This window comes from Parablautia muri (assembly GCF_009917485.1).
GTDB classification, from domain to species: Bacteria; Bacillota; Clostridia; order Lachnospirales; family Lachnospiraceae; genus Suilimivivens; species Suilimivivens muri.
In genome coordinates, this window is the sequence record NZ_QZDT01000021.1 from 1 (window position 1) to 26,002 (window position 26,002).

28 protein-coding genes are annotated in these 26,002 nt (G+C 42.4%); 5 read left to right on the top strand and 23 right to left on the bottom strand.

All coding sequences use genetic code 11. The features are described from left to right. Positions 1-93: 93 nt before the first annotated feature. The 4 genes from D5281_RS13185 to D5281_RS13200 all read right to left on the bottom strand — a co-directional run bounded on the left by D5281_RS13185 (position 94) and on the right by D5281_RS13200 (position 4,127). Entirely contained in the window at positions 94-306 is a 213-nt protein-coding gene (locus D5281_RS13185) for a recombinase family protein (RefSeq protein ID WP_330585021.1), read from the bottom strand. Positions 307-311: 5 nt separating this feature from the next. Then, positions 312-2,054: a recombinase family protein gene (locus D5281_RS13190; RefSeq protein WP_160560620.1), complete on the bottom strand. Its 1,743-nt coding sequence runs from the start codon at positions 2,052-2,054 to the stop codon at positions 312-314. Then, complete coding sequence (locus D5281_RS13195; RefSeq protein ID WP_160560621.1) at positions 2,038-3,753, bottom strand: recombinase family protein; 1,716 nt, start codon at positions 3,751-3,753, stop codon at positions 2,038-2,040. Before D5281_RS13195 ends, D5281_RS13190 begins: the two co-directional genes overlap by 17 nt. 116 nt (positions 3,754-3,869) lie before the next feature. Further along, a complete protein-coding gene (locus D5281_RS13200) occupies positions 3,870-4,127 on the bottom strand; it encodes a DUF6870 family protein (protein WP_160560622.1) in 258 nt (85 codons plus the stop codon). A 586-nt stretch (positions 4,128-4,713) separates the two neighbouring features. Here D5281_RS13200 and D5281_RS13210 point away from each other — a divergent pair. Then, a complete protein-coding gene (locus D5281_RS13210) occupies positions 4,714-4,875 on the top strand; it encodes a hypothetical protein (RefSeq protein ID WP_160560623.1) in 162 nt (53 codons plus the stop codon). Positions 4,876-4,885: 10 nt separating this feature from the next. On the opposite strand, the gene D5281_RS13215 is transcribed toward D5281_RS13210, so the two are convergent. From D5281_RS13215 to D5281_RS13245, 7 genes are all read right to left on the bottom strand, one after another. Further along, on the bottom strand, positions 4,886-5,464 hold the full coding sequence (locus tag D5281_RS13215) for a GrpB family protein (RefSeq protein WP_160560624.1): 579 nt from the start codon (positions 5,462-5,464) through the stop codon (positions 4,886-4,888). Positions 5,465-5,724: 260 nt separating this feature from the next. Continuing rightward, complete coding sequence (locus tag D5281_RS25730) at positions 5,725-6,246, bottom strand: CPBP family intramembrane glutamic endopeptidase (RefSeq protein ID WP_277935355.1); 522 nt, start codon at positions 6,244-6,246, stop codon at positions 5,725-5,727. Between the two features lie 343 nt (positions 6,247-6,589). Then, complete coding sequence (locus D5281_RS13225) at positions 6,590-6,985, bottom strand: DUF6608 family protein (protein WP_160560625.1); 396 nt, start codon at positions 6,983-6,985, stop codon at positions 6,590-6,592. Between the two features lie 140 nt (positions 6,986-7,125). Continuing rightward, positions 7,126-7,686 carry a hypothetical protein gene (locus D5281_RS13230; protein ID WP_160560626.1) on the bottom strand — a complete coding sequence of 187 codons (561 nt, stop codon included), beginning with the start codon at positions 7,684-7,686 and terminating at the stop codon, positions 7,126-7,128. Between the two features lie 90 nt (positions 7,687-7,776). Beyond that, positions 7,777-9,174 carry a sensor histidine kinase gene (locus D5281_RS13235; RefSeq protein WP_160560627.1) on the bottom strand — a complete coding sequence of 466 codons (1,398 nt, stop codon included), beginning with the start codon at positions 9,172-9,174 and terminating at the stop codon, positions 7,777-7,779. Positions 9,175-9,201: 27 nt separating this feature from the next. After that, positions 9,202-9,906 carry a LytR/AlgR family response regulator transcription factor gene (locus D5281_RS13240; protein ID WP_160560628.1) on the bottom strand — a complete coding sequence of 235 codons (705 nt, stop codon included), beginning with the start codon at positions 9,904-9,906 and terminating at the stop codon, positions 9,202-9,204. A gap of 162 nt (positions 9,907-10,068) precedes the next feature. Beyond that, on the bottom strand, positions 10,069-11,400 hold the full coding sequence (locus tag D5281_RS13245) for an MATE family efflux transporter (RefSeq protein WP_160560629.1): 1,332 nt from the start codon (positions 11,398-11,400) through the stop codon (positions 10,069-10,071). Between the two features lie 164 nt (positions 11,401-11,564). On the opposite strand from D5281_RS13245, the gene D5281_RS13250 reads away from it, so the two are divergent. Then, positions 11,565-12,389 (top strand): MerR family transcriptional regulator, encoded by an 825-nt coding sequence (locus tag D5281_RS13250; RefSeq protein WP_160560630.1) that lies wholly within the window; start codon positions 11,565-11,567, stop codon positions 12,387-12,389. 23 nt (positions 12,390-12,412) lie between these two features. On the opposite strand, the gene D5281_RS13255 is transcribed toward D5281_RS13250, so the two are convergent. The 8 genes from D5281_RS13255 to D5281_RS13290 form a co-directional block, all read right to left on the bottom strand. Then, on the bottom strand, positions 12,413-12,610 hold the full coding sequence (locus D5281_RS13255) for a helix-turn-helix transcriptional regulator (RefSeq protein WP_160560631.1): 198 nt from the start codon (positions 12,608-12,610) through the stop codon (positions 12,413-12,415). Between the two features lie 3 nt (positions 12,611-12,613). Continuing rightward, a complete protein-coding gene (locus tag D5281_RS13260; RefSeq protein WP_160560632.1) occupies positions 12,614-13,282 on the bottom strand; it encodes a DUF3796 domain-containing protein in 669 nt (222 codons plus the stop codon). A gap of 317 nt (positions 13,283-13,599) precedes the next feature. Then, positions 13,600-14,973 (bottom strand): S8 family peptidase, encoded by a 1,374-nt coding sequence (locus D5281_RS13265; RefSeq protein ID WP_160560633.1) that lies wholly within the window; start codon positions 14,971-14,973, stop codon positions 13,600-13,602. Between the two features lie 70 nt (positions 14,974-15,043). After that, positions 15,044-17,371: an ABC transporter permease gene (locus tag D5281_RS13270; protein ID WP_160560634.1), complete on the bottom strand. Its 2,328-nt coding sequence runs from the start codon at positions 17,369-17,371 to the stop codon at positions 15,044-15,046. Continuing rightward, positions 17,368-18,051 (bottom strand): ABC transporter ATP-binding protein, encoded by a 684-nt coding sequence (locus D5281_RS13275; RefSeq protein WP_160560635.1) that lies wholly within the window; start codon positions 18,049-18,051, stop codon positions 17,368-17,370. Before D5281_RS13275 ends, D5281_RS13270 begins: the two co-directional genes overlap by 4 nt. Positions 18,052-18,150: 99 nt before the next feature. Then, positions 18,151-19,176, bottom strand: coding sequence for a sensor histidine kinase (locus tag D5281_RS13280; protein WP_160560636.1), 1,026 nt, complete (start codon positions 19,174-19,176; stop codon positions 18,151-18,153). An 8-nt stretch (positions 19,177-19,184) separates the two neighbouring features. Next, on the bottom strand, positions 19,185-19,871 hold the full coding sequence (locus D5281_RS13285; protein WP_160560637.1) for a response regulator transcription factor: 687 nt from the start codon (positions 19,869-19,871) through the stop codon (positions 19,185-19,187). Then, positions 19,843-20,058, bottom strand: coding sequence for a helix-turn-helix domain-containing protein (locus D5281_RS13290; RefSeq protein ID WP_160560638.1), 216 nt, complete (start codon positions 20,056-20,058; stop codon positions 19,843-19,845). The genes D5281_RS13285 and D5281_RS13290 overlap by 29 nt, the downstream gene beginning before the upstream one ends. A gap of 142 nt (positions 20,059-20,200) precedes the next feature. Here D5281_RS13290 and D5281_RS13295 point away from each other — a divergent pair, with 142 nt between their 5' ends. After that, positions 20,201-20,344 carry a response regulator gene (locus tag D5281_RS13295; protein WP_160560639.1) on the top strand — a complete coding sequence of 48 codons (144 nt, stop codon included), beginning with the start codon at positions 20,201-20,203 and terminating at the stop codon, positions 20,342-20,344. A 178-nt stretch (positions 20,345-20,522) separates the two neighbouring features. Here D5281_RS13295 and D5281_RS13300 read toward each other — a convergent pair whose 3' ends face one another. Continuing rightward, positions 20,523-21,110: a flavodoxin family protein gene (locus D5281_RS13300; RefSeq protein ID WP_160560640.1), complete on the bottom strand. Its 588-nt coding sequence runs from the start codon at positions 21,108-21,110 to the stop codon at positions 20,523-20,525. A 406-nt stretch (positions 21,111-21,516) separates the two neighbouring features. Between D5281_RS13300 and D5281_RS13305 the strand changes: the two genes are divergently transcribed. Continuing rightward, the gene (locus D5281_RS13305; protein WP_160560641.1) at positions 21,517-22,404 is read left to right on the top strand and encodes a LysR family transcriptional regulator; all 888 of its coding nucleotides are present in this window, start codon (positions 21,517-21,519) and stop codon (positions 22,402-22,404) included. Positions 22,405-22,556: 152 nt separating this feature from the next. Here D5281_RS13305 and D5281_RS13310 read toward each other — a convergent pair whose 3' ends face one another. From D5281_RS13310 to D5281_RS13320, 3 genes are read right to left on the bottom strand one after another with little or no spacing between them, the layout of a single operon-like run. After that, positions 22,557-24,056, bottom strand: coding sequence for a recombinase family protein (locus D5281_RS13310; protein WP_330585024.1), 1,500 nt, complete (start codon positions 24,054-24,056; stop codon positions 22,557-22,559). Next, positions 24,043-24,396: a hypothetical protein gene (locus D5281_RS13315; protein WP_160560642.1), complete on the bottom strand. Its 354-nt coding sequence runs from the start codon at positions 24,394-24,396 to the stop codon at positions 24,043-24,045. Before D5281_RS13315 ends, D5281_RS13310 begins: the two co-directional genes overlap by 14 nt. A gap of 13 nt (positions 24,397-24,409) precedes the next feature. Beyond that, positions 24,410-24,868, bottom strand: a complete 459-nt coding sequence (locus D5281_RS13320) for a hypothetical protein (RefSeq protein WP_160560643.1) — start codon at positions 24,866-24,868, stop codon at positions 24,410-24,412. Positions 24,869-24,922: 54 nt separating this feature from the next. Here D5281_RS13320 and D5281_RS13325 point away from each other — a divergent pair, with 54 nt between their 5' ends. After that, positions 24,923-25,996: a serine/threonine protein kinase gene (locus D5281_RS13325; RefSeq protein ID WP_160560644.1), complete on the top strand. Its 1,074-nt coding sequence runs from the start codon at positions 24,923-24,925 to the stop codon at positions 25,994-25,996. The last annotated feature ends 6 nt before the right edge of the window (positions 25,997-26,002 follow it).

Consider the following 26,002-nt stretch of genomic DNA (forward strand, 5'->3'; position numbering starts at 1 on the left):
TATTTCAGACAGATAGGAGCCGACGTAAAGAGTTATGCTATCTAACATACATCAAAAAGAGGTAAGATAACGCCCTCTGCAAAAAAGGTTACGTTATCTTACCTCAACAAAGTTTGTTCCACTGTATCCATCGTCAACAAATTCCAATGGTCGTATGGCAGGATAAAGCTGCCTATCACGGATATAACGCGCAATCAACTCCCTTTGATGACGAATGCTGTCACTCTCTGCTTTCGTATCGTTGGATATGATGTCCCCATCCTCCACGGAAAGCCTCAAATATTCAGCCAAAAATTTCTCTGCCACTTCTCTCACCTCTCTCCCCTAACCGGGTCAGCTAAGAGTATCCGCAATGTTTGATAACGCAGGGCATGTTCTTTGCTGTTTTTCCTGCCCATAACCTTACTACTGTTTTGCAGCATTGAGGTTAAACACTCATACTCATTCCGAAAACGGAAACGGATATGGATTCTTTTATTTTCATATATTTCCACCTTTTCCAACAGGTTTACTGCCATATCCCTTGTAAGCTCTTTTGCATCCTTAAATTTCAGAAAGGCTTTCAGCCAGCGGTTTGCTCCACTCATACATTGCGCAAAATTGTCCAGTTCGGCCTGTTTACTGTTCCATTCTGTTTCCAGTTCGGAGCTCTTTCTTGTGTATCTTTCTTTCGCTGCTAAATATTCGTTTTTTGTCAGAATTCCCTGTTTCAAATCTTCATAAATACTGGTTTTCAAATATGTATATCTTTGCAGTTCATCCCTTGCCTGCTCCGTTTCCTTTTTTTTCATCCTGTAAACAGCAACCTGGCTATCCGATTTTTTCATCCGTTCCAGCACGCTGTCGGTTTCCACGGCCAATTCTATCTGTAATTTTATCTGCTTTAACACCAAATCAAAAATTTTATAATCTATCATAGAAGACGTATTGCATTTTGCCTGAGAATGTCCATATGCGTAACCGCAGAAAAAATAATACTGCGTCTTTCCATTCCTCACATCTTTATTTCTCCACATCTCATGATGGCAGATTCCGCATACCAGGATCCCTTTCAGCACATTCCCATATCCTGGCCCGCCCTGCCTGTCCTTCCATACCTTCCGGTTCTTTTCCCGGATTTTTTGTACTTCCTGAAAGTCTTCCCTGGCAATGATTGCAGGATGAGCATTTTCTATGATTTCCCACGCAGTTTCTTCTTTTTTGCCCTGTTTTTCTTTGGAATAAATGGAACGGTCATATTTTCCCATCACCAAGTCCCCAATGTATGCCCTGTTATATAAGATCCGGCTGACTGCTTCCTGCCGCCACAAAATATGGCTGCAATCCTTATACTTTTTAACTCCCTGTTCGCCTGCATATCTGCTGGGAGAGGGAATCCCTTCCCGGTTCAGTATACCGGCAATTTTATAGGCGCTTGTTTCTTCCAGTTTCATTTTAAAAATCCGTTTTACAATATCAGCTGCAAATTCATCTATCACATAATGATTCTTATCCAGGATATATCCATATGGGGCCTTTGCGCCTATAAACAGTCCCTGTTCCTTTTTTACCCGAAAAGCTGACATGATTTTTTTCGATATATCTTTTGAATAGTAATCATTTGCCAGGTTTTTAAATTCCGTGATCAATGCTTTTGGAGGGAAAATTTCGCCTGCGCTGTCGAAACGATCGCTGACTGCAATAAAACGGATACCCAGAAATGGAAATATTTTTTCCAGGTAATCCCCCGCTTCCAGATAGTTCCTTGCAAACCGGGAAAGATCTTTTACAATAATACAATTAATTCTGCCTTTTTTTGCATCTCCCATCATCCGCGCCCATCCCGGCCGTTCAAAATCGGTCCCTGTCTGTCCGTTATCCATATAAGTTTCAACCGTTTTCACGTTTTCAAGCTGGTTTACAAATTCCAATAGGAATGCAAGCTGGTTATCTATTCCATCTACACTTTTGCCGCCATTATCTTCATTGGACAAACGGACATACAGCCCTGCCTCCATGGCGGGTGTATTAGGCTCTCCTGCATCATTTCCCCTCTTTCTACTCGTCCTTGCCATATGTCTCCTCCTTTTCCCCATGGTTGGCAGATGGACTGGCCGTATGCCTTAAGAAAGTTTCCTCATGCGATTTTTCCGGCAAGTTTAAAGACGCCTGAAATTCATCTGCATATTTGAAATGTATCTCTATCCTCGGATAACGCTCTCCTTCCTTTTTTTCATAAACCAGTATCTGCCCAATCAGAAAAATGACAGTTTCCCTTGACAAACATTCCAGATATCCATTTTGCTCAAATTCCTTTATCCACCCCCATGCATTCTTTTCCTCATCTGCCAAAAAAGCCATCTCCACTTCCATTTCCCCAAGCGCCTGTTCTGCTGCCTGGGTACGTTTTTCATAAATTTCTTTTAATTCCAGATATTCTTCCTTCGTAATCAGTCCATCCTTGTAATCTTCATATAAATCCAGGCGCAGATGGTTATATTTCCGTATTTCTTCCTTTTTCTTTGTAATCTGACGGTTTCTTCTTTCCACCTCTCCTTGCTTGTTCCCGACATCTTCCAGCTTATCCAGAATCCGCCCTAAATCCGTTATATTCTCAATCTGGTGGTTTAAAAGTTTCAGTACGCATTCCTCCAAAGCCGCCGCATTGATACAATGGGGACTACAGATGTTTTTATTTCCTTTATGGTTTCCACATACCTCATAAATAAATTTTCTTTTTCCGGAAGGTACCGTCTTTCTGACCATATTGGCACCGCAGTCACCACACTTTACGATGCCGGACAAGTAATATATTTTTTCTTTTGCTATCCCTGTTCTCGTATCCATCTTAAGCTGCTCCTGTACATTTTGGAAATCAACCAATGGAATGAGCGCTTCATGGGTATTATCCATCCGGCTCCATCCGCTCTGGTCACGCTTTATTTTCTTTTTCACTTTATAATTTGGCGTGGTCTCCTTTCCCTGAACCAGCGTTCCTATGTAAACCGGATTCTCTAAAATACGGAGCACCTGCATATGCGTCCACTGGCTTTTCAGCTTCTTCTTAAAGCCGGTATAAAACGCACTGCCATTCTCTTTTTTATAATCCATTGGTGTCAGGATGTTCTTCTTATTCAGCTTCTCCGCTATTTTATACGCATTTCTGCCCTGTAGATACATCCGGAAGATAGACCGCACCACTTCCGCGGCTCCCTCATCTATCTCCAGCTTATGACGATCCTTTTCTGATTTCTGGTAGCCATAAGGGGCAAAGGGGCCTACAAAATCTCCCCTTTTCCTTTTTACTTCCAGATTGCTCCTGATTTTAATGCTGATATCTCTGCAGTAAGCATCGTTGAGCAGATTTTTAAACGGAATGATAATGTTGTGTACATCATTCGTTACACTGTCATAGTTGTCATTGATTGCAATAAAACGGACACCCAGGTATGGGAATATTTTCTCAATATATTTCCCTACCTCGATGTGGTTTCTTCCAAAGCGTGATAAGTCCTTTGTTACCACACAGTTCACTTTCCCTGTCTTAATATCCTCTAACATCTGCCGGAATGCCGGACGTTCGAAATTGACTCCAGAGTAACCATCATCCACTCTGATTTCATGGATTTTGATTTCTGGTTTAGATTTCAGATACTCCAAAATGAGTTCCTTTTGATTGGTAATGCTGTCGCTCTCCTCTTTATCCCCATCCTCTTTGGATAAGCGCAGATAAACATCAGCATCATAAATATCAATATTCAGATTTGTATTCATATAATCACCTCAAATAGTTATGTTTACTGTCAAACCTATTCTATTTGGGGTTCTGCTTTGTCCAAAATAATTGGATCATCCTGAACCAAAAATGTCCATAAAAGGATCGTCATTATTCAATTTCCTTCCATAGCAACACAGAGCTGTACTAATCTGTTTTCCAAAGTTTCTTTTGTATCGGAATATGAAGTTTTTATTATCATCCCATTACAAATATAACAAAATGGATTTTTTACCTTTTTTATAAACTCTAACAGTCGTTCCTCCTTTGGAAGTTCTGTATTTATATCTATTTCTTCTATATTTACCAAATCACTAACTTTTACTGTACGCACATCAATATTCTTCATTCTTTCAATTTCTACACGTTCCATTTTGTTCTCCTGTCCTTTCTTTAATATCAGTATATTTCTTTATGATTGTCCAGTATTCTCATACCATAAATAATCCTGCAGGCAACTATTGTTGTTGTCGATCTCCTTGTTTGACCTAAAATTAATCTGATTGATTGTTACAGGATTAACCAATATAATGACATTAACATAGAGAAAGAGAACTTTCCAAGGCATCAGCTTTTGATAGAAGATGATGTCCTGGAACCATAATGATGGAATCTCACATCTATCTTTCCTATCTTTTTATAAATTCTTAAATTTCTTTTAGTGCATTTCACTATCACCCACAAAGGGTTAAGATAAATACATACCTACAAAGTGTTAATATAGAAGGGAGACAATATGGCACAGCAAATTTCTGAATCCGAACTGGTACTAATGAAAATTATCTGGAAGAATGGAGGGGAAACTTTATACTCCCTCATCATGGAGGAATTGGAAACCCCATAGCTTTCTTGATAAAGTCTATGCGGGAATGTGAAAAACTTAGTGTCTACCTTGTTGCGGCAGGATATTCTTTCGGCAGACGAATTGAAAGAGATTGAAACATTTTGGAGAAAAGAAAATGAATGAATTCATGAAAATTTTATTTCCTGTTGAAGCTGAATCAGGTAATGGATATGCGTTACTTTCGGCTCCAGCTAAATATAATTATCTATCCGTAAAAAGCGGGGAATATACAATGGCTGCAGCCAGCCAGAGCAGTTCAATGATTCCGCGAATATAAATATGACGCATTATTTTTTACCTCCTTTATCTGCTCCCTGCCCGCTGTATGTATCCTGCCGCTGTCTCCATACATACGCTTCTTTCAGCAGGCATTCTATGCATTCCCGCTTGCCTTCTGTATAGTTTCTTCGGTCATCCGGAAATTGTAACGCCAGTTTTTTCTTACAGGTGTCATATAGCGTTGCTTTGTCAGGATGGCAATTCAGATAATCCCGAAAATTGATATAGTTATTCCATTCTGTCCCATTCCATTTGACTGCATGGATATGATGTGTACGCGTTTCTTTTTCAAAATCCCCCATTACAAACAACATTTGTCCCGCAACATCTTCTCCGCGAAAAACAAAACCGTGTTCTTTCAACAGTTTCATATAACGTGAAATATCATCCAAATCACGCAGGCCAATCACAATGTCAATAATTGGCTTTGCATAAATGGAAGCAATCGCAGTGCTTCCCACATGCTGAATATCAACAGCAGCATTTCCGAAAAGCTGTTTCAATTCCAAAATTACATTTTCAGCATTTTTATTCCATTCCTCCTGATGGGATAAAAGTGCCACGCTTCCTCTTTTTAATCCTATCATTCTTCTCCCTCTGGCAGCTTGATGCTCTGCCGTGTCAGTTGTACCAGTATGGCTATCCTCACAGACCGGTTCGTTTCCTCTTTCGTGTTTGCGTCTATGGTTCTACACCATTCCGTATAATCATCCGTTTTATCAAATAATTCACTTCCGTTGATGACGAATTCCCCATGCTCAAAAAATTCCTGTCTGAATTCGATTGTATCCCTAATTCTTTTAAATCGTTCAATGAACCTCTCCTTCTTTGTCCCACAAAGGGCATTTCACACTTTTTTTAACTCCGTAAAACTATGAATTACCATCACAAAAGCAAAGGAAATTATTTGTGCAGCCATAATCCGGACAATCTGTAATTCGTCTGCTCCCTTTAACGAAACGACATGCAGCATATTTGTAGCAGCGGTATTATTGAATAGATGGTCGCCAAGTCCTACCCATATATTTCCTGTAATACGGTAAAGAAGTCCCCATTTGATCCCCATAATTCCGGCAAGGACAATATACCCGATACTCATCAGGACCATTGCCGCAAATGACATTTCGCCATCCACATAGCTTCTGATCGGCATTACAATGTGCCAGATTCCGAATAAAAGCGCGGCAATAAAATTCGCTTTCATAAATGGTTTTGTTTCAGAAAGCACTTTCATAAACAGACCGCGAAAAACGCCTTCCTCCATCCATACATTGACGATATTGAATAGGACGCATAACAGAAAGAAAACGAACTCCGTATTCTTTATTTGAGAGCCGGTTAAAGAAAAACTGCTGATATATATTTCCAAATGTGCTGAATTGCCCTGCAGAGTTAAAATTGCTAATTCCAACCCAAACGAAACGGTAAAGAAAACGCTTCCCAATAGCAAACCTTACAGACAAACATAGCATGAAGATTGTCATGCACAAATGAATTGGCTTTATTTTTATGTTTCTTTCCATATACAGCTGCCTCCATCAACTTCTCATTTCTTTTTATATATGGTTTTCTGACAATTTCGGGAATTTACTGAATGGTTTGTATCATATATCTTATCCATAAAACCAATATGCCCTACAATAAGATATTTGTAATGTTGTATCTCTTTATAAACAAAATAGTCTGGAACGGCATTCCTTTTAGTCTTTTCCTTACTGCCCTCTCTTTTTCTTAAAAGCATAAACGGCAGTATTGATGATACATAACAGCACGAAAAGACTCGTAAAGTTAATCCAAATATCCCTGTACGCTGTTTCCGCCAAAGGTTCCCGCAGTCCACTGAACCAGACATAGGCGAACGCCAATAACTGAGAGGGAATATATGCTATCAAATATCTGAGCGCCAAAGGCTTAACAGTCAGATTCGTACACAGTCCAAATGCTGCTATCCCAATCAGCAGGATCATAGCCCTGTCTAATTCGTGCCAATTACCGCTCGGGTCTTCATAAATACCGTTACAGAGATATAAAACACTGCTCAACAGTGTAATTGCTGTATATATAATCGAATAAGTCGACACAATACGGATCCATTTTTTCTTATTCATTTTATTTCCTTTCCGTCATCTGCAGCCTAACGCATTGTTCCCTGTGTTTCTGGAGGCTGACATTCCAAAAATACCGGAAAACAGTGCGCATTTGCCACCATCTCCCGGTATTGATACCACACTAAAAATCTAAATCTCTTTTATTCTGTTACAGAAGCACTCTGCCGTCTGTATGTATCATTGTCTTTTTGGCTTAACTCGTTTTCTATCTGTGCCAGCTTTTTCTCCAGTTCCCGGATTTTCTTTCCATCCTCGGAAGCTGACTGGATCTGCTGCTCCAGCTGCTGCTTTTTCTCTTTCAGCTTCTTGATTTCCCTGTCAACTTTATCCGTATTTGTGACACATTTCTCCGCCGGCTTTCCCTGGCTGTTCCCACTTACCTTCGGCTCTTTGCCATCCTCGCCTTCCCTGAAAGGCTCATCCTTTCCATTTGCATGGTCAGCTTTCGGGTCATCAAAAAAGATTTTCCGGTTGCCGTTCTCGTCCTGGCCTACCTGGTACAGTCCCGTAGGTTTTTGTCCCGATTTTTCACTGCTGATGTATTCATCCCGTGGTTCGGGCAGCTTGCCGGAATTTTTTGCCTCTGGATCCTTCTCTGCTTCCTTTGCCTTTTCCGCCTTCCCGGCGGGCTGTTTTTCCTTCATCCTCTCTGCGTAGTCGGTTCCCAAATGATCATAATTTCCATGAATCTGCATTGCCATAACCATGTTCCTCCTTCAATTTGATATTGTCAGGCAGCCGCCCTTACAGACAGCTTCCTTTTTCTTTTTTCGGCTGTAGTAAGTATCATTTTAATCCATTTGCTGTGGGCTGCTTTCTGGGTGCTGTGGAATGATCAGCAGCACATGGAGGACAAAAACATTTTCCTGAGTCTCTATACTCATGGCGCCGCCATATTTTTCAGCCACCTTTTTTACATTCGACAGGCCTGTCCCTTTTTTGAACGCTCCTTTCCCATAGAAGCTGTTCCGGATTTCCATCATAAGGAAATCCCCTTGGATCCGTCCGGACACCCGGATATACCTATTCGGGCATCCTGTAATACATGCCCCTGACGGGGCGGACGGACTATCGTCTGACATGGTATATTTTTCTCTACCGACATCCAGACTTTTTACTGCCTGGAGCGCGTTATCCAGCGCATTTGACAGGACAATACAGATATCAATATCTCTAATGCCACACGGATATGGCAGAAGAAGGGAACAATCCATATCGATCCCCATGCTTTTCGCAATCCCTAACTTGTTTTCTACCAAAATATCTACTACTGGATTATTGGTGCTGCAGGGGAATGACATTTTTTCCGCCATATCGTCCATATCTTCAACATAGCTTACCGCCTCCTTAAGTTTTCCGCTCTGCAGGAGCTTTTTTACCACTGCGATGTGATTTTTGATGTCATGGCGGAAGGACTTTGTCCTGTCATAACGGGCCTTTGCTTCCTCCACATACTGGTTCAGGGAATATTCCTGTTGCTCCAGCAGTGATAATTCCGTGCTGAGACGGAAATTCTGCTGCAATTTCTTATAAGAAAACAGGATACAAAACAGGCTTAGAAGGGCCAGAAAATACATGGCCAGCAGCTGCCAATGGCTGAACAGATACTCGGAAGGTTCTTCTTCCACAAAGACCTCATACTGGAACCCAATCGCATTGATGTACTTACTCATAATAAATATCATCAGTATCGGGATGAAGATCAGAAACATCTGCTGCATTTTTGCTGAGGTATAAAGGGCATGCTCGGAAAAATAACGATACACCATATAATAACAAAACCCGGCCAGCGCCAGCGATGCCGCCTCGCTGGCCAGCATAAACGCAACACCAGACGTATCATGAAAAACAGCCGGCATTAATAGGTATAAAAGACCCAACAGGGATTGCACAATTCCATAGCAAAGCAGCATGATCTCCATTGTCAGGGTCGCATACAGAAGGGAAGGCTTAAAATCCGCATGGCAGACAAAAATTCCGCACGCCGTAAGCAGAAATACAAGCGCCACGAAACCGATCATCGTGCAGGCCGGAACAAAATCGTTGACCACCACCGCACATACTGCAAACAAGAAATAAAAAGGGGGCCATACCTTCTTTTTCAGTATTTTTGCCAGAAAATAAAACTGGAAAGCCATCTCAATGACGCCCATAACGTATACATTGAAAAAATCTAAATACTCAGCCATATTACCTGCCCCCGTATGTAAAAACTCTTACATATCTTTCATATACTGCAGAACAATGCCGGAAAACTCCCTGCTCCGCAGCCGTGATACAGGAACCTCTTTGCCGTTATCCATACAGGCAGTCCCGTTTTTATATCCTTTTAAATGCTTCAGATTGATGAGATAGCTCCTGTGGCACCGGAAAAAATGGCTGTCAAGCTTCACTTCCAAGGTTTCGATCCGCTCATAATAATCAACAACCTCGCCGGAGGCCAGGTTCAGATATATTTTCCGGTCTATGACCTCACAGAAAACAATCTCGTCCTTTGGGATGATGCGCCCCTCATATCCCTTCTGCACCAGCAGACTGTCCTCACCGGCGTTTTGCATAGAATCAAAACAACGCTCCATGGTCTTCTCAAACTGTTTTTCATCCACCGGTTTGACCAGATAATCGTAAGCCTGTACCTCAAAAGACTGGAACACCATCTCTTTCAGTACCGTGATAAAGATCAGGCATCCCCGGAACCGATCCGCTCTCAGCTTCCTTGCTGTTTCCAAGCCGTCCATGCCCTTCATCTGGATATCCAGAAACAGGATGTCAATCTGTCCGCCATAATTCAGCAGTTCTTCGCCGCTTAAAAATGTCCGAAGCTGGATATCCCTGTTCTTTTTACGAAAAAAATCGGAGGCCATTGCTCTTATATGGTCGCACATGTGTTTTTCATCATCACAGATTGCAATACGGATCAATGCGCCACCTCCTAATCGTTATATCGTCAGCGGAAAAAGATAAACTTTTACCGCTGCCATAGACGAATACTTTATTATAGTCTGCCAAAAATATCAAAACAATTTATTTGCTGTAAAATGCTTATCTGTTACCGCGAAATGTTACAGAAAATTATTTTTCCCCTAATATCCATATTTCTTTCTATATTTCAAAAACATAAAGGCAGACAGGGCAAGCGCCATCAATTCCGCCACAGGCGTTGCCAGCCAGATGCCATTCACACCAAAAAACAGGGGAAGTATCATCATAGTAACCAGCATAAACACAAAGGATCTGGAAAATGCAAGGATGGCCGAAACAATCCCGTTGGATAATGCAGTAAACATCCCGCTGGCAAAAATATTAAATCCGATAAAAAATAATGCCAACGTGCATATCCTGTTTCCTGTTACTGCCAGATCATACACCGGATTATCCGGCCGGGCGAAGACGGATACCAGCGGTCTTGTCAACAGAAACAAAGCTGTAACCGTAAGCACAGAGAACCCTGCGATCACTTTCATGCTGATCCCAACCAGTTTTTTCAGTTTATCATGGTTCCCTTCCCCATGATAAAAACTCAGCATGGGCGCAATCCCATAAGAATATCCTGTATACAGGGAACTTGCAAACATCAGCACATACATGATGACGGTGACCGCCGCAACCCCGTCTTCCCCGACATAGCGGAGCATCGTCCAGTTGAACATCATGGTAATAATCCCGGTAACAAGGGCCGTTGCCATCTCGGAGCATCCATTTGTGGCAGCATTTGCAAGAACTTTAAAACGGAATACTGGTTTTCTGAAATGCAGCAAACTCTTTTTCCGGCTGAAAACAAACAGACCCACAACCGCTGTCACAGAATATCCAAGTCCTGTTGCAGCCGCCGCGCCGCTGATTCCCATATGAAATACAGCAATTAATACATAATCAAGTACTATATTTAAAACACCTCCCATCACAGAACAGATCAGGGATAAGGCCGCTTTCTCACTGGCTATCATATACAGGGTAAAGTTATTCATTAACAGAATGGGGATCGTAAACAGCAGATAGCGGCTTAAATATTCCACACAATATCCTTCTACATCTGCCGAGAGATTCATCCCCGCGAAAATACGCCCGATTGCCATGTACCCGCCCACACACATGAATGCTCCCGCCAGCACATTCACCAGAATCAGGAATGTAAAGTCCTCCTTCGCCTCCTCACGCTTTCCTTCCCCCATCTTTTTCATAATGACAGCGCTTCCTCCCGTGGCAAGCATGGTGGAAATGGCTGTGACAAGCTGTATGACCGGCGCAGTCAGATTGATGGCCGAAAGGGCATTGGTGCCGATCAGATTTGACACGAACAGGCCGTCAACCATGGTATAAAAAGACATGAACACCGTCATGGCAATGGTGGGTACGGCAAACTTCAGGATATTCCCTAATGTTACAGGCTTTTCATATACGTTTTGTTTTTCCATGACTTTCCTCCTCGTCAAAGGCGCTGCAGACGGCACAAAAGGGCAAAATCCAGCTTCCCGTCTTGCATCCAACTGATTCATACAGTATAATAAACCGTACAGTAACAGTATGGTCAATGGAAAACGATAGATTTTTATGGACAAAATTCAGGGAGAAGAAAAATATGGCTTTAAAAAGCAATTTACTTACCATCGGGCAATTCGCAGCGCTCCACAGCATCAACAAAAAAACGCTGATGTGGTATGATGAGATCGGACTGTTCAAACCTGCCGCCATCCATCCGGAAAACGGATATCGCTGCTATAATTACCACCAAAGCCCCATACTGGAAACAATCCTCCTGCTCCGGGAACTGGACGTATCCATCCCTGATATCCAGAACTTCATGAAAAACCGTTCTGCTCAAAACCTGAAATGTCTTCTGGATGAAAAGATCGCAGAACTGGACTTACAACTTCTGCACCTGCAGGCACTCAGAAAAACCTTATCCAGCCACCGGCAGGACATGGATACCCTTCTGACTATGGACTTATCAGAAATTTGCATTGTGGAAAAAGAAGCTCGGTGCCTGGTAACGGTAGATATAGACAAAGCTATTACATTTGAAAAAGAAGTGGAGCTGATCACGGCCGAAACAGCCAAATACCGGCTTGGCCGCCTCCATGACGCCTCCTACGGCTCCATGATCCCTGTTGCCAGCCTGCTTAAGGGAAATTTCGATGACTACACCAACCTTTTCATTGAAATTCCCCGCCTTAGACAGGAAAACGGCCTGCATATACAGCCAAAAGGAAAATATCTGCGGGCCTTCCACAAAGGGGACTTAAGCCGGCTCCCCCTGCGTTATCAGGAAATCCTTGCCTTTGCCCATGACAAGAGGCTGGCACTGTCCGGCTATTCATATGAAAAAGGGATCAATGAAATCGTCATAGACCGGGTAGAAGACTATATCGTCCAGATTGAAATCCCGATTCCCGGCATTGTCTGAGTATGCAAGAATATGCTCCGTCTTTAAAAAATAAATATTTCTTCAATCGGAGCTTCTACAACTCTGGAAATATCAATTGCCAGCTTTAATGACGGATTATACTGCGCTTTTTCCAGACGCATAATTGTTTCCCGGCGCACACCTACTTTTTCTGCCAGCTGCTCCTGTGTCAGTTCTTTCATCTGCCGGTACTTTTTTAATCTGCATTCAAATTCTGCCATATCCTATTCCCCGCCTTCCTCTGCCTGATCGTCATGGTCATACCGGTACAGCAAATATTCAGAGAGGAAAATCCCCAAAGCTAGGGCAAGGGAAAGGGTAATAATCGTAGCAATCAGGGTGTACTCAAGGTTTCCAAAAAGTTTTCCCTGACAAAGAATTATCAGTGTGGCAAACATGACCCCAAAGGTAATCCGATACGCTTTCAGCTTAGCACGGGCAGCGTTCTCACAGAAACGTTCATCCATAAATGTCCCTGACATCTTTCCTTCATAGTAAAAACCAAAAAATCCGAAGAACAGGAAATACGCAAACGGAAAAACTGTTCCATCCACGGGATATGTCCAGAAACCGGCAAACCCCAAAAATCCTAATACACCTAAACACCCCAGCTTTGGATTTATTTTACGGGTGACGCCTGTTTCTTTCACCTGTTTCTGCTTTTTTTCTGCATGGATAAAGAGCATGACAAACAGTGCCACGAGATAAACACAAGCAAGAGAAACCGAAACAATCATCGGCAAATCTTTCATGTCAAATACATAATCCTTAAAATCCATTGGAACTACCAGGCGGGAATCATTATAAGTTACCGCATACCATGATGAAAAAAGCACACTCAGCACACAAAGTATCCCACAGCCAATCCAAATTTTCTTTTTATTTGTTTTCATCTTACTCCTCCATTCTTGCCAATGCCCTCAAATTTGGGCGAAATCACAAATTTGTTGTGTGAAAAATTTATTTTTCACACTCTCCTCCATGATTCCGCTTTGCGGAATCTCAAATCTGTGCGGAGAATGCCCATATTTTAGGCATTCTCCTGTGTGAGACTTAGTATTTCTCCACGAAACAGCCCCTGCTGTGAGTGGCTAGAAGTACTTCTCACACTAATCCCCTTGTTTTTGTGATATATTTATCTCTTTATATGATAAATATATCACTTCATTTTCTTTGTGTCAATAGAAAAGAGATAAATATGTCGCATTATTCATCCAAAAAAAATAGAATTCACGTTTCGTGAGCCTTCTGTTTTTTCAAGGTTTTTCCAACTTAGTCCAATTATAACAGCATCATACAAAAAAGAATCATTCCCCTTAATAATCCCCCACTCCATCATGAGCGCGGCACTCCCGGTCACAAAAGGCGCTGCAAACGAAGTTCCCGATACTCTGACAAAGGTTCCTCCTGGTCCAATGGTCGCAATATCCACTCCTGGTGCCGCCAGGTCAGGCTTCATCGTCCCCTGCATCATCCGCTCTGCCGTTATGCTCTGCATGGGATAACCCCGTCCGGAGAAATCCGCATACGCCTCAAAGGTGGTGTTATACGCTCCCACTGTAATAACCTTGGATGCCGTAGAAGGAATTGTCAATGTTTTAGCCGGCGTTGGGGTAAAGTATCTTGTTCCTTCATTTAACACAACACTGCTTGGCAGATATAAATCATAATTCCCCGTAACTGTCTGCACTCCCTGAATCAAGATTGACCAAATCCCTGCATCCACATAACTATATTGCGGTAAAAAATCAAAATAAATTTCCTGATTTACGGAATATGGCGAGGGTTCCCCCACATAAACTAATACTTCTGTGTTTTCCAGTATATAGCTCCGGGCTCCCGGCCTGCTGATATCCACTACAATTTCTCCGCCTCCGGGAGATATGAGCCTGATCCGAAAAAAATCCACATATTCCTTCCAAACCTGTATATTAAAAGTTCTCTGATAGGCAGCCACACTGAGTTCTATCTGCCTTTCCTGACCTATTCCACTCAGTCTTCCAAAACTTCCGGCCACATGCCCTGCTGCTGCCCCTTCATTTCCGCTGCCTACGCAAATGACCGTCCTGCCTATTTCCGATACATTATCTATGAAGCGTTCCACCAGCGAAGTGCCATCATGGGAACCATAGGTATTCCCAAAACTTAAATTCACGGCAAGAGGCATACCCAACTCCACTGCCTTTTTCACCACATACGTTAAGGCACGCATCAGCTCTGTTGTTTTGGGAAAAGAATCCGGTGCTGGGGTCCCCATTTTTACCACCAAAAGCTGGCTTTCTGGCGCCACCCCCTGATATTGCCCTTCCAAAAGCCTTCCCCCGGCTGCTGCAATCGCCGCTACTGCCGTACCATGGCCTGAGGTATCCCTGCTGGGAACCACTTGCTCCGGCACGCCGCTTTTCAGCGCAGCATTAATCCGCTGCGCTGAAAATTCAACTCCTGTTAAAAATCCCTCCGGCGCTGCTGCCGCTCCATCCCACTCATTCCATTCCTCCCTCTTAGGTAAAAGTTCATTCACCTGTTCCGGAACCAGTGTCTGGTCCCAAAGAAAACTAATTCTTGTATTCCCCTCTCCATCCATGAACTCCGGACTGGTATAATCAATACCCTCTGGTGTTAAACAGTTGCATTCATTTCATCATTCTCCTTCTTTACAGTTCATTGATCGTTTCGGTAATTGCCATGTTACGAATCCGTTTTGCGGGGGCGTGCACCGCTGCGATGCACGATACGGAAACCAAAAGTAAAATAACGGCAATTGTTGAAAACGGAATTTTCCATGTCCCGCCAAAATGTGTAACAACAATCTTTACATAAATCAGATAATGGAGTATCAGCCCTAATATAATCCCGGCAGCCATACCGCAAAAAGCATAGGTGACAGCTTCACCCATTATCATCCTTGTAAGCTGTCGGCTCTCCATACCAACCGCACGCATTGCTCCATACTGCTTTATCCTTGCAGACACCCCCATAGAAACACTGTTCATAATATTCAGTGCTGTTATGAAAGAAATAATTGCAAGGAAACCATAGGCCGCAAAACGAAACACCCAATAGCTGCTGTATACCTCACTTTCTTCTTCCCTGCGGTCTATGAACGAATCACTGCCTGCTAAATTGCGGATTTTATCTATATCCGTTTCTGATACACCTTTTTCCAGTATCATATTTATCATCATATATCCCTGCTCACCGGTCAGGCGCATAAATGTTTCCTCAGAGCAGACTACTACCGGCGAGCCGCTGACACTTCCGATTCCTTCCGATACAACACAGGAAATCTCAAGTTCATGGCCGCCAATATCTATTTTGTCGCCCACATCCAGTCGTCCATTCTCGCTGAAAACACTAAGCACATAACCGGAATCTCCATAAACCTTTGACAAGTTTCCGCTTGCCACAGATTTTTTAGCGCTTTCCAGCATAAATTCATTGTAGGACACCAAATCAATCACTTTTTCAATTCCATTGATTTTAACCGGAAGTCGTACTTTATACATCGTACCAAACGCATTTTTCACGCCTGGTATTTTGGAGAGCTGTTCCGCAAGGCTTAAATCTATGGAATTGCTATTCTCCTGACTTCCAATCGCAACATCCGGCGAAAAGTTGCTCTCTGACGGAAGCAGCTTATGCACAATATCAAGGCAGGCTGAAAAAGCAAGAAACAGGATAATTGTAATAGCGAATGAGCCTGTCATAAGAAAAAGGTTTTTCTTAGCTGCTGTTGCATGATGAATCCCCAATGCAGTTTCAATCTTAAAAAGTTTCGTATTTGCTGCATGTCTTACAGTTTTTTCCATTTCCGTATTGCCGGACACTGCCGCTATGGGAGAAACCTTCGCCGCCTGCCTGGCAGGAGAATGCGCCGCCATAAACACTGTAATGATCCCAACGGCGATTCCACAGACAATACCGCTCACACTCACTCCGAAAAGCGGCATATCTGCAAACTCACCCTTGACAACCAGGCGGAGTATCGCACACAAAGCCCAACATACCGCCATCCCAAGCAGGCAGCCTGCCGGAATGGCGCTCCTGCACCAGTTCAGGGCCTCCAGCCTTACAAAACGTACAATTTGTTCTTTGCTTGCGCCAATGCACCGCATCATTCCAAAGAACCTTGTCCTTTGCGCAACGTTGCTGTTCATACAGCTTGAAATCATCAGAATACCCGAAATCAATACTAACAGGAAACAGGCAAGAGCCAACGGATAAACGTTCTGTACGGTTTCATTGCTACTTGCTCCTGTCAGTCCAAGAACAGCTGTATTCTCGTCTATATTTTCGTCTTGAAGTCCAAATTGTTCCTTTATATCTGCAATTGCTTTTCGGAGATTGGTTCTATCCGAAAATTGAATATAATATTTCGGATTGACATTTTCCTCATTCAGATTACAGATCGCCCAAAATGCAGTTCTGCCCATATAAGCACAGCACCCGTCAATCAGTTCATTCAATTCCGCATCATCCTCATAAAAAGCCGATACCATAAAATCAAAATTCCCCAAAGGTGTATTCAAAGTAACCTTGTCCCCTATGTTGAATCCAAACAGTTCTTTTGCATCAGCACTGAGGGCAATATCTTTATCATTTTGGGGATAAGCGCCCTCAACAGGATAATGCATCATATCGGCAAGATACGTTTCTTCAACGCCATATAAAACCACACTTTTTCCATTGATAAAATAATCCCGATCTGCATCCGTATTTATATCTCCATATTCAGAAAATGCCACAATGTCGGAACGATGCTTTATCTGATCCGCCGCATCAGCCTGCACATCCTGGAGTATGATATGATAATTCCCATGCTTATTTATCATGGCTGTCTGCTCTGCCCTAATCCACATTTCCGCCATGGAAAAAATAGATGTGACAAGAAAAACCGCAAGTACAATACAGATACGTGTCATACGGCTTTGACGTTTGTGTACACGGGCTGAAATCGGTACAAGACTAAGATAGCTTTTCATTCGCTGCACCTCCCCAAATCAGTCAGTACTCCGTCCGATACATTCAAAACCCTGTCTGCGGTCTGCGCAATGCTGCGGCTATGGGTAATCATAACAATCGTCTGTTCATATTTCCTTGACGCTTCTTTCAGCAGGGCAATCACCTCGCTGCTATTTTGCGTGTCAAGGTTTCCTGTCGGTTCGTCAGCCAGAATCAGCGATGGACGTGTAATTAACGCACGCCCGATTGCCACCCTCTGCTGCTGCCCGCCGGATAGCTGGCTGGGCAGGTGTCTGCGCCGTTCTTTCAGATTAAGCACCGAAAGCAGTTCTTCCAAATACTTTGTGTCCGGTTTCCGGTAATCAAGCAACACCGGAAAAACAATATTCTGCTCTACGGTCAGTTCCGGGATCAAGTTGAACGCCTGAAAGATAAAACCAATATTTCGCCGTCTGAAAATGGTAAGCTTGTGGTCATTCATGGAAAAAATATCATTTCCGCTGATAACTACCTTTCCGGATGTAGGAGCATCAAGTGCGCCTATCATGTTCAGAAGCGTACTTTTTCCGGAGCCGGATTCCCCGACAATCGCCACATACTCGCCTTTTGGAACAGAAAACGAAACTTTCTTTAATGCCTTCACGGCAGCTTCGCCGCTTCCGTAAGTCTTACTGACATTGCTGACTTCTAATAAATTCATTGCATAAACACCTCTTTCTGTTTTGATAGCCCCAAATATAGCAGAGAAATCCTACACCTATATTACAATTCCCCTACAATTTTGTTGGAATATGATTTTTCAAATCAGAAAATTCATTGTGAAAGAGGTTCCTCTGCCGAATATGCTGTCCGCCTCAATCGTTCCGTTATGAGCTTCTACAATCGCTTTTGCCAGCGGCAGCCCAAGACCAATCCCCTGCGTATCTTTCAAATAACGGCTCCGGTAAAACCGTTTGAAAATATGATGTAAATCCTCCGGATAGATGCCGCTGCCATTATCCTTTATGGTGATTTGGACAATCGAAGCAAACACTCGCCATTCTATGCGTATCCGGCCGCCTTTTCCGGTATGATCAAGTGCGTTTTTCACAAGGTTACTGATTGCTTCAATCATCCAGCTGCGGTCACATAAAAATGTGGTTTCCCCACTGCCTGACAGACAGATTTCTATTCCTTCCTGATTTGCCCGGAACAGGAAATGGTTTTTTACACTTTCCGCAATCTCCGACACATTTTCCAATGATTTTTGAGGCACAATCATACCTGCATCCAGTTTTGTGATTTTCAAAAGATTCTGCACCAGCGCTTCCATCCGGTCAAGCTCCTGCTCGGAAAGCCGGGAAAAATCCTGAATTGTTGCCAGCCCCTCCGCCTCGTCCTGTATAAGCCCAATATAAAGATTGAGGGCAGCAAGCGGTGTCTTTAACTGATGTGAAATATCAGATATGGTATTTCGCAAAAATCTCTTTGCACTTTCTTCATTCTCCGCATGGGCATTTAAAATAGCGACCAAAGAATTCACTTCATGGAACAGCCTGTACAATTCTCCTTCGTCATTACATTCAATCATGACCTCCTTGTTGCCGGATATATATTCTGTAATCTGTGATATAGCGTTTTCCATAATTTTATGCTGCTTACTGAAATACCTATAACAGAGTGCCAGTATTGTAGCGCTCATCAGCAAAAAGCATGCTATTGTGTAACCTGACGCATTTCTGACTTCAAGTTCCATAAGCAAGACCGCAATCACTGTAAACAACAAAATGCACAGCAGAATGCCTCCAAAGAGCCGTTTGATTTTCCGGTTTACAAATATTTTCATCCTCCACCTCAATCCATCGTGTTCCATTTATATCCCATCCCACGGACCGTGACAATCCGTTTCGGTTCTCCTGGATTGTCCTCAATTTTGGTGCGAAGCCTGCGGATATATACGGTAAGGGAATTGTTGTCTATATAACTTTCGTTACAGTCCCACAATCTGCCCAAAATCTGTTCTGGGGAAAGTATCTGGTCAGGATTTTCCATAAACAGACACAGGAGCTTATATTCACTTGCTGTCAGTTCAACCAGCTCCCCCCTTTTGTATACCTCACCTTTTAAGAGCCGGATGCTGATACCGCCTGAATTTAATTCTGTGACAGCAGTGCTGAAATTTTCACTCCTGCGGAGCAGTGCATTGATTCTTGAAAGGAACACTGCCAGCTTGAACGGTTTTGTCATATAATCGTCACCTCCAATGTCAAGCCCCATGATAATATCTGTTTCATCATCAGCAGCAGTCAGAAACATAATAGGCACTTTTGAGCTCTGCCGTATCTTTTTGCAAAAATCAAAACCGGATCCGTCAGGAAGCGATACATCCAAGATAACCAAATCATATTTTCCGTCTGCCCATAACATGTCCGCTTCCAGTGTAGTACGTGCAATCACAATCTCATACCCCTGCTTTTTTACAGCAAAGGAAAGCCCGTTTATCAGGCTCAAATCATCTTCCAGTAAAAACAGCCGCTTCATTTGCTATTCCCTTCCTTCTTCCCTTTATTCTCCCATCTGTCGTCTTCCCAGCATCTTTCGGGATCAGCCACATACGGCTGAATTTTGCCACTCCGGGTATGCGCCCATCCTCACACAGCTTCTGTACCCGTCTTTCTGAAATGCCCCATTTTTTTGCGGCTTCCGGCGCAGAAATATATGCAGGCATTCTTGCTCACTCCTTCTCGAATTTCTAACAGATATCATTATATGCGTTCAATCGAATCGTTTCAAGCATTTCAAACTTTTCCGAAATAGAACAATTTCATATTTCTTTCACATTGGCATGGTAAACTTAAAACGCGGACGCATTGCAGATTTTCGCGCAAGGGAATATTGACCTTGTTGTTTTAGATATAATGCTTCCCCATATTACAGAACTTAACGTACTCCATGAAATACGGAAGAAAAGCATTGTTCCTGTTCTTATGCTCACGGCTATTGAAGATGAATAGAAAAGAGAACATTTGAAAGAGAGGAATATGTAATGAAAAAATCAGTCATCATTTTCCGCTGCATACCGCAAGCTTTGCTTGCGGTACAGCTATCAGTCAATTCCAATTCATATCAGAATATACGATTAAGAATATTGCCCAATAAATAGTCCCTTTCTCTAAGTAGAATCGGTTTTTATTATCTATTCCGCCATTCTTCCAGAGCCTTAAGCAAATATGCCATATTTTGCCCCAGACTTCTCATGGTTTCAAGACCTTCCTGATCCCCCAATACCTTTCCCGGCATCCGTCCGTATGCCATGGGCCAATAGGAAGCGCCAACGATAAACATATCCTGCAGCATAAAAAAATGATTCATGGCATCTAGTGTATGTAATGCTCCGCCACGGCGTGCCGCCGTCACAGCTGCACCTACTTTATGCTGAAGCATATTTTCATGCCGGTTCATATCCGCCACAACTGATGCCCGCTCCAGAAATGCCTGCATGTTTGCAGAAATATTGGCGGTATATACCGGCGAACCTAGAAGGATTCCGTCTGCCTGTATCATCTTTTCATAGATTTCCTGAAACAGATCCTTTTTATGGACACAGTTCTTTTTCCCACCGCAAGCCCAGCAAGCCTTACAGGGCTCTATGACCTTACCGGCAAGCTGTACCATCTCGGTTTCTATTCCTTCTTTATTTAGTTCCTCAAACACCGTGCCTATGAGAAGCGCCGTGTTTCCGTCCTTTCTTGCACTGCTGTTAATCGCCAAAACTTTCATACTCGTTACCTCCATTTCTCGCTTAGACAAACCCTGGCAATCTGTGCAGGTTTCCTAATGAAATCTTTTTATTCCTCTTTTTGATTTCATTTTATTCCACAAAAATTGTAATATCAAATGCATATAACATATACCTATATATATCAAAAAAGTATTTTCACATCGGTTGGTATGGTTTCCGGTTTCGGTGATACATCTGTAATCACAAGGGTAATGAGAGAAGGCAGATAAAATTTTTTCATATTCAATTTATATTTATACTTAATTTACATACTTGAAAGGCATAACTAAATCCGTTATAATGAAAGAGCAGCCGTTCAGCCTCTGGCTTTACTGTTACATGAAGGATATTTCCATTTCCGATATGGATGTGCCCGATATACACCCGCTAAAGGAGGATTTGCATTTGGATATTCGAGTATTACAATATTTTCTGGCGGTGGCAAGAGAAGAAAGCATTACAAAGGCTGCTGAGGCTCTGTGTATGACTCAGCCCCCTCTTTCCAGACAATTGAAAGATCTGGAAGAAGAACTTGGAAAACAGTTGCTTATCCGCGGCAGTAAAAAGGTCACATTGACCGAAGACGGAATACTACTACGCAAACGTGCGGAAGAATTAGTTGATCTAATGGAAAAGACAAAAGCCGAACTGACTTCTTCCCATGAAAATATCAATGGGGAAATCTATATCGGCTGCGGAGAAACGGAAAGCATTTCTTTTCTGGCGCAGGCTGCCAAAAATCTTCAGAAAAAGTATCCTCTGATCCATTACCATATTTACAGCGGCGATGCAGAACGTGTGATGGAAAAGCTGGATAAAGGACTGATTGATTTCGGCCTTTTGGTAGGCCAGGTCGATATCAGAAAATATGATTCTATACGCCTGCCAGTGAAAGATACCTGGGGCGTATTGATGCGCAAAGACAGTCCCTTAGCAGAAAAAGAGGCTGTTACACCAAAAGATCTCTGGGATAAGCCGCTGATTATTTCCCATCAGACTTCCATCAACAATGAAATGTTCTCCTGGCTGCAGACAGATATTTCCAAACTGAACATAGTTGCCACCTATGATCTGGTCTATAATGCCGCACAGTTTGTAAAAAAAGGCTTCGGATATGTCATTGCACTGGATAAGCTCATCAATACAACCGGTGAGAGCAATCTTAGCTTTAAACCACTTTTTCCTCCTTTGAGAGCAGAACTCTATATCGTTTGGAAAAAGTACCAGATTCTTTCACGGGCTTCGAATATGTTTCTCAGACAGCTCCAGGAAGACTTGAATTCTGCCTGTTAACATACGGCAAAAAGGAGTATCGGAAGAAAGGCGGTGAGTCATTGGCAGAAAATAAATTGTGTCCGGAAAGGGAGTGTAGCTGTTTGCAGATTTTTCAGCTTCTACAAACAGCTTTCTCACAGCCCTATCGCAAAGCATAACCTGCAAAAAACTCAAAATAATTCCTCTTTCCATCGAAATTCCACATAAACTTTTTTTCCTTCAAATATTTCAATCCGGTTTATAAAACATAATAATGTATCACGGTCAAGGTTCGTTAATTTCATCGCTTCTTTAAGCTTTCTCAGCTTTAAGTCGGAAGCTGCACCATTGTGGAACAACTGCTTTTGCATTTCTTCCTGCCTGCGAAGCGCATTTTTTATTTCCTCATATTTCATTTCATAAATGGCGCTGAAATTTTGAAAATCCGCCTCCGTAATAAATCCTGTCTTTAAATCCTCATACAGGCTGGCCCGCAGCCCCAGATATTTCTCCTGCTCCCTGTAAAGTCTCTTGAGCTCCTTGTCAAACCTGCTGATTTCTTCAAAATCAACCTCCATCCTTTGTATCTGCTCCATCTGTCTACATTTATCCCAAAAAACAGACAAATATATTTGCAATATTCGAAATACAACTTTTTTCAAGTCTTTTTCCAAAACACTGTGTCTGGTGCATCCCTGCCCCCTGTTTCTTTTAGCACAGATAAAATAAATTTTTGATATGTCTTTATAGCGGTTTATCCTTCGGTACATAGGTTCCTGACAGTCTCCACAAAACAAAAGCCCTGAAAAAAAATGAGAATGTATCTCTCCTGCTTTTGCTCTTATGTCAACTTTCAAAAGTTCCTGCACAATCTCGAAATCCTCGCGGGAAATAACAGCCTCATGTGTTCCTTCCACCCGAACCCATTCCTCCTTTGGCTTTGCCATTATTTTTTTTACCTTATAATTCACCTTTCCGCTTTTTCCCTGTACCATCACGCCTGTGTACATTTCGTTTGACAGTATTCTTCCAACCGTCACCGCTGACCACTTTGCAGTAATATTCGTCCTAAAACTGGTAGAATACTTTTCACCAAGGGATTTTTTATATTCCAACGGAGATAGAATTCCAAGATCATTCAGTCTTTGTGCAATCGCCTTTGCACTCATACCTTCAAGCTTCCACGCAAATATCTTCCGAACAATTTCCGCAGCATAATCGTCCGGACATAGCTTGTTTTTATCCTCCAAAGACTTCCTGTAGCCGTACACGGCAAAGGCTCCTATGAATTTTCCCTGTTCTCTCTTTGTCCTCTGAGCGCTTTTTACCTTCTGCGAAATATCCCGGCAGTAGGAATCATTGATAAAGTTTTTTACCGGCAGTATAAGCGATTTTGTGTTGGTGTCTGCCGTCTGACTGTCAAAATTGTCCGTAAGCGCAATAAAGCGCACGTGAAAAGCCGGGAAGGTCTTTTGAATCAACCGCCCGGCTTCAATATAATCTCGTCCCAATCTGGATAGATCTTTTACTATCACGCAATTTACGTTTCCTGTTTCAATGTCCGCCATCATCCGCTTAAAACCGGGCCGATCAAAATCGGCCCCGGAGAATCCATCATCTATGTAGTTACCGTCTTTGATACAATCTGATTTTTCCTTATACTTTTTGATTTTTCCTCTATACCTTTTTATTTTTTATCATTGCAACAATTGCAAGAATTGCGTTAATCAAACACCAGAACGCCCAGATAACAAGATCGCTGTAATTGCCATATCCCGCAAACCCCATAAGAGCCGCTAATCCAAATAAAATGAAAAGTGCAATGTTGCCGCCCTTTCCCTTTGATTTTCTGGTAGCTACCGAAACGATCCCGCCTGCCAGCATTAAGATTCCAACGAAAATTCCTATGGAACCGGACGATCCGCCATTATTTTCCAATGCGTTCACCATCCCCGCTGCGCAGGACTGAACAGCTACCAATACAAATAAAATCATTGACAGAATTCCCGATACTAATTTCCATGTTTTCATACTCTACTCCTTCCTAACCTAAATATATTCCGCTTGTCCTTAATGTTTCCATTCCGTGCTCTTTGAGTATTTCATTGACATCAATGATATCTCCCGGACGTTCATTGAAAATAATCATCAGCAGGGCATCCCTTGGCCGCTTCGCATACAATTCCGGCATCTCGTATTTCTTCAGCGCCCGCTGTGTTTGTGCCAAGGACATTTCAGCCGCATAACATATCCGCAGAATGACATCTCTCTGCCTTGTTCTTTTTTCCCCGGACAGCAGCTTATAACCATATCTTTCCGGGACATCCGCCCGCAAAAACACAAGCTGCTGCGTGAGCTTCTTTTCGCTGATAATATTTTTCATATACACAGTAAAATCTCCCTCCGTCAAGCACCCTACATTTTCCCTGCAATAAGTATTAAAATTTTTTATGTGCGTACTTTGCAACACCTTTTCTAATTCCCCTGTATTTTTCTCTCCCATAAGTTTCTCCCATCTGATATAATGTAGTAACACTTCTTTGAAAGGAATGATAACATGGATTATGCAGGTCGTCTTGAAATTTCATACTACAATACCATTGCGACTATAAACAGTGTACATAAAATATATTTGGTTCAGCACCGGGAAAGCGGAAAAATATACATCAAGAAAATATTGGAGGTATACAATCCGCGTATATACAAATATTTGATAAAACACCATATAACCGGCATTCCCAGATTATATAACATATATGAAGAAAATCGACAGCTCATACTGATTGAAGAATTTATTTCCGGTCTATCGCTGCAGGAAATGATTGATAGCCGCGCGCTTACACGTGATTTAATTATCCGGTTTATGGGAGAGTTATGCGACATATTGGAAAAACTGCATATGCTCAACCCGCCTATCATCCACAGAGATATTAAGCCTTCAAATATTATAATTACCCCTTATAACCATGTGGTCTTAATTGACTTTAACGCAGCAAAGTACTTAACTGATACTGACGAACATGATACCGTACTGCTTGGGACAAAAGGCTATGCCGCCCCTGAACAGTATGGATTTGGGGGATCCACTCCTCAGACAGATATCTATGCTTTGGGCATTTTATTAAAGGAACTTTCTTTTTCTTTACCCATCGCCACAAGTATATTTGATGCCATCATCAGAAAATGTACCAAGATGAATCCGTCTGACAGAATGAAAACTGTACAGGAATTGAAAACCGAAATCGAAAAGTTGCAAACCCGCAGTACCAAAAAGCCGCAGCACACCACAGTGTTTGCCACATGGCAAAATCTTCTTCCTCCCGGTTTCAGGACAAAAACCCCCTGGAAAATGCTGACTGCCTTCATCATATACATATGTATCTTTTGGTCTTGTCTGACACTGGAAGTAAAGGATGCAACTGTTTTCCACCTTTGGTTGGAAAGAATCACCGCTTTGTTCATGATGCTTTCCATTGTCTTTTGCTGTTTTAACTACCGTAATATACACCAACTCATTCCCTTATGTGCGAATAGACATCGGCTTATACGTTATTCAGGTGTGCTGGTTTTAAATTTCGCAATAACTTTCTTGCTGTTTTTTGTAATGTTTCTGTTGGAATCCATCTTTTGACTTCTT

Excerpts from the sequence above, each read along its gene's own strand:
- D5281_RS13235 (WP_160560627.1), bottom strand. The coding sequence starts at position 9,174 with ATGGCTGAGTATTTAGATTTTTTCAATGTATACGTTATGGGCGTCATT.
- D5281_RS13245 (WP_160560629.1), bottom strand. The coding sequence starts at position 11,400 with ATGGAAAAACAAAACGTATATGAAAAGCCTGTAACATTAGGGAATATC.
- D5281_RS13320 (WP_160560643.1), bottom strand. The coding sequence starts at position 24,868 with ATGGGAGAGAAAAATACAGGGGAATTAGAAAAGGTGTTGCAAAGTACG.
- D5281_RS13300 (WP_160560640.1), bottom strand. The coding sequence starts at position 21,110 with ATGAAAGTTTTGGCGATTAACAGCAGTGCAAGAAAGGACGGAAACACG.
- D5281_RS13215 (WP_160560624.1), bottom strand. The coding sequence starts at position 5,464 with ATGATAGGATTAAAAAGAGGAAGCGTGGCACTTTTATCCCATCAGGAG.
- D5281_RS13200 (WP_160560622.1), bottom strand. The coding sequence starts at position 4,127 with ATGGAACGTGTAGAAATTGAAAGAATGAAGAATATTGATGTGCGTACA.
- D5281_RS13325 (WP_160560644.1), top strand. The coding sequence starts at position 24,923 with ATGGATTATGCAGGTCGTCTTGAAATTTCATACTACAATACCATTGCG.
- D5281_RS13195 (WP_160560621.1), bottom strand. The coding sequence starts at position 3,753 with ATGAATACAAATCTGAATATTGATATTTATGATGCTGATGTTTATCTG.
- D5281_RS13225 (WP_160560625.1), bottom strand. The coding sequence starts at position 6,985 with ATGAATAAGAAAAAATGGATCCGTATTGTGTCGACTTATTCGATTATA.
- D5281_RS13210 (WP_160560623.1), top strand. The coding sequence starts at position 4,714 with ATGAATGAATTCATGAAAATTTTATTTCCTGTTGAAGCTGAATCAGGT.
- D5281_RS13280 (WP_160560636.1), bottom strand. The coding sequence starts at position 19,176 with ATGAAAATATTTGTAAACCGGAAAATCAAACGGCTCTTTGGAGGCATT.
- D5281_RS13265 (WP_160560633.1), bottom strand. The coding sequence starts at position 14,973 with ATGGATGGAGAGGGGAATACAAGAATTAGTTTTCTTTGGGACCAGACA.
- D5281_RS13270 (WP_160560634.1), bottom strand. The coding sequence starts at position 17,371 with ATGAAAAGCTATCTTAGTCTTGTACCGATTTCAGCCCGTGTACACAAA.
- D5281_RS13230 (WP_160560626.1), bottom strand. The coding sequence starts at position 7,686 with ATGGCAATGCAGATTCATGGAAATTATGATCATTTGGGAACCGACTAC.
- D5281_RS13190 (WP_160560620.1), bottom strand. The coding sequence starts at position 2,054 with ATGGCAAGGACGAGTAGAAAGAGGGGAAATGATGCAGGAGAGCCTAAT.
- D5281_RS13255 (WP_160560631.1), bottom strand. The coding sequence starts at position 12,610 with ATGGCAGAATTTGAATGCAGATTAAAAAAGTACCGGCAGATGAAAGAA.
- D5281_RS13285 (WP_160560637.1), bottom strand. The coding sequence starts at position 19,871 with ATGAAGCGGCTGTTTTTACTGGAAGATGATTTGAGCCTGATAAACGGG.
- D5281_RS13315 (WP_160560642.1), bottom strand. The coding sequence starts at position 24,396 with ATGAAAACATGGAAATTAGTATCGGGAATTCTGTCAATGATTTTATTT.
- D5281_RS13275 (WP_160560635.1), bottom strand. The coding sequence starts at position 18,051 with ATGAATTTATTAGAAGTCAGCAATGTCAGTAAGACTTACGGAAGCGGC.
- D5281_RS13260 (WP_160560632.1), bottom strand. The coding sequence starts at position 13,282 with ATGAAAACAAATAAAAAGAAAATTTGGATTGGCTGTGGGATACTTTGT.
- D5281_RS13290 (WP_160560638.1), bottom strand. The coding sequence starts at position 20,058 with ATGCCTGCATATATTTCTGCGCCGGAAGCCGCAAAAAAATGGGGCATT.
- D5281_RS13250 (WP_160560630.1), top strand. The coding sequence starts at position 11,565 with ATGGCTTTAAAAAGCAATTTACTTACCATCGGGCAATTCGCAGCGCTC.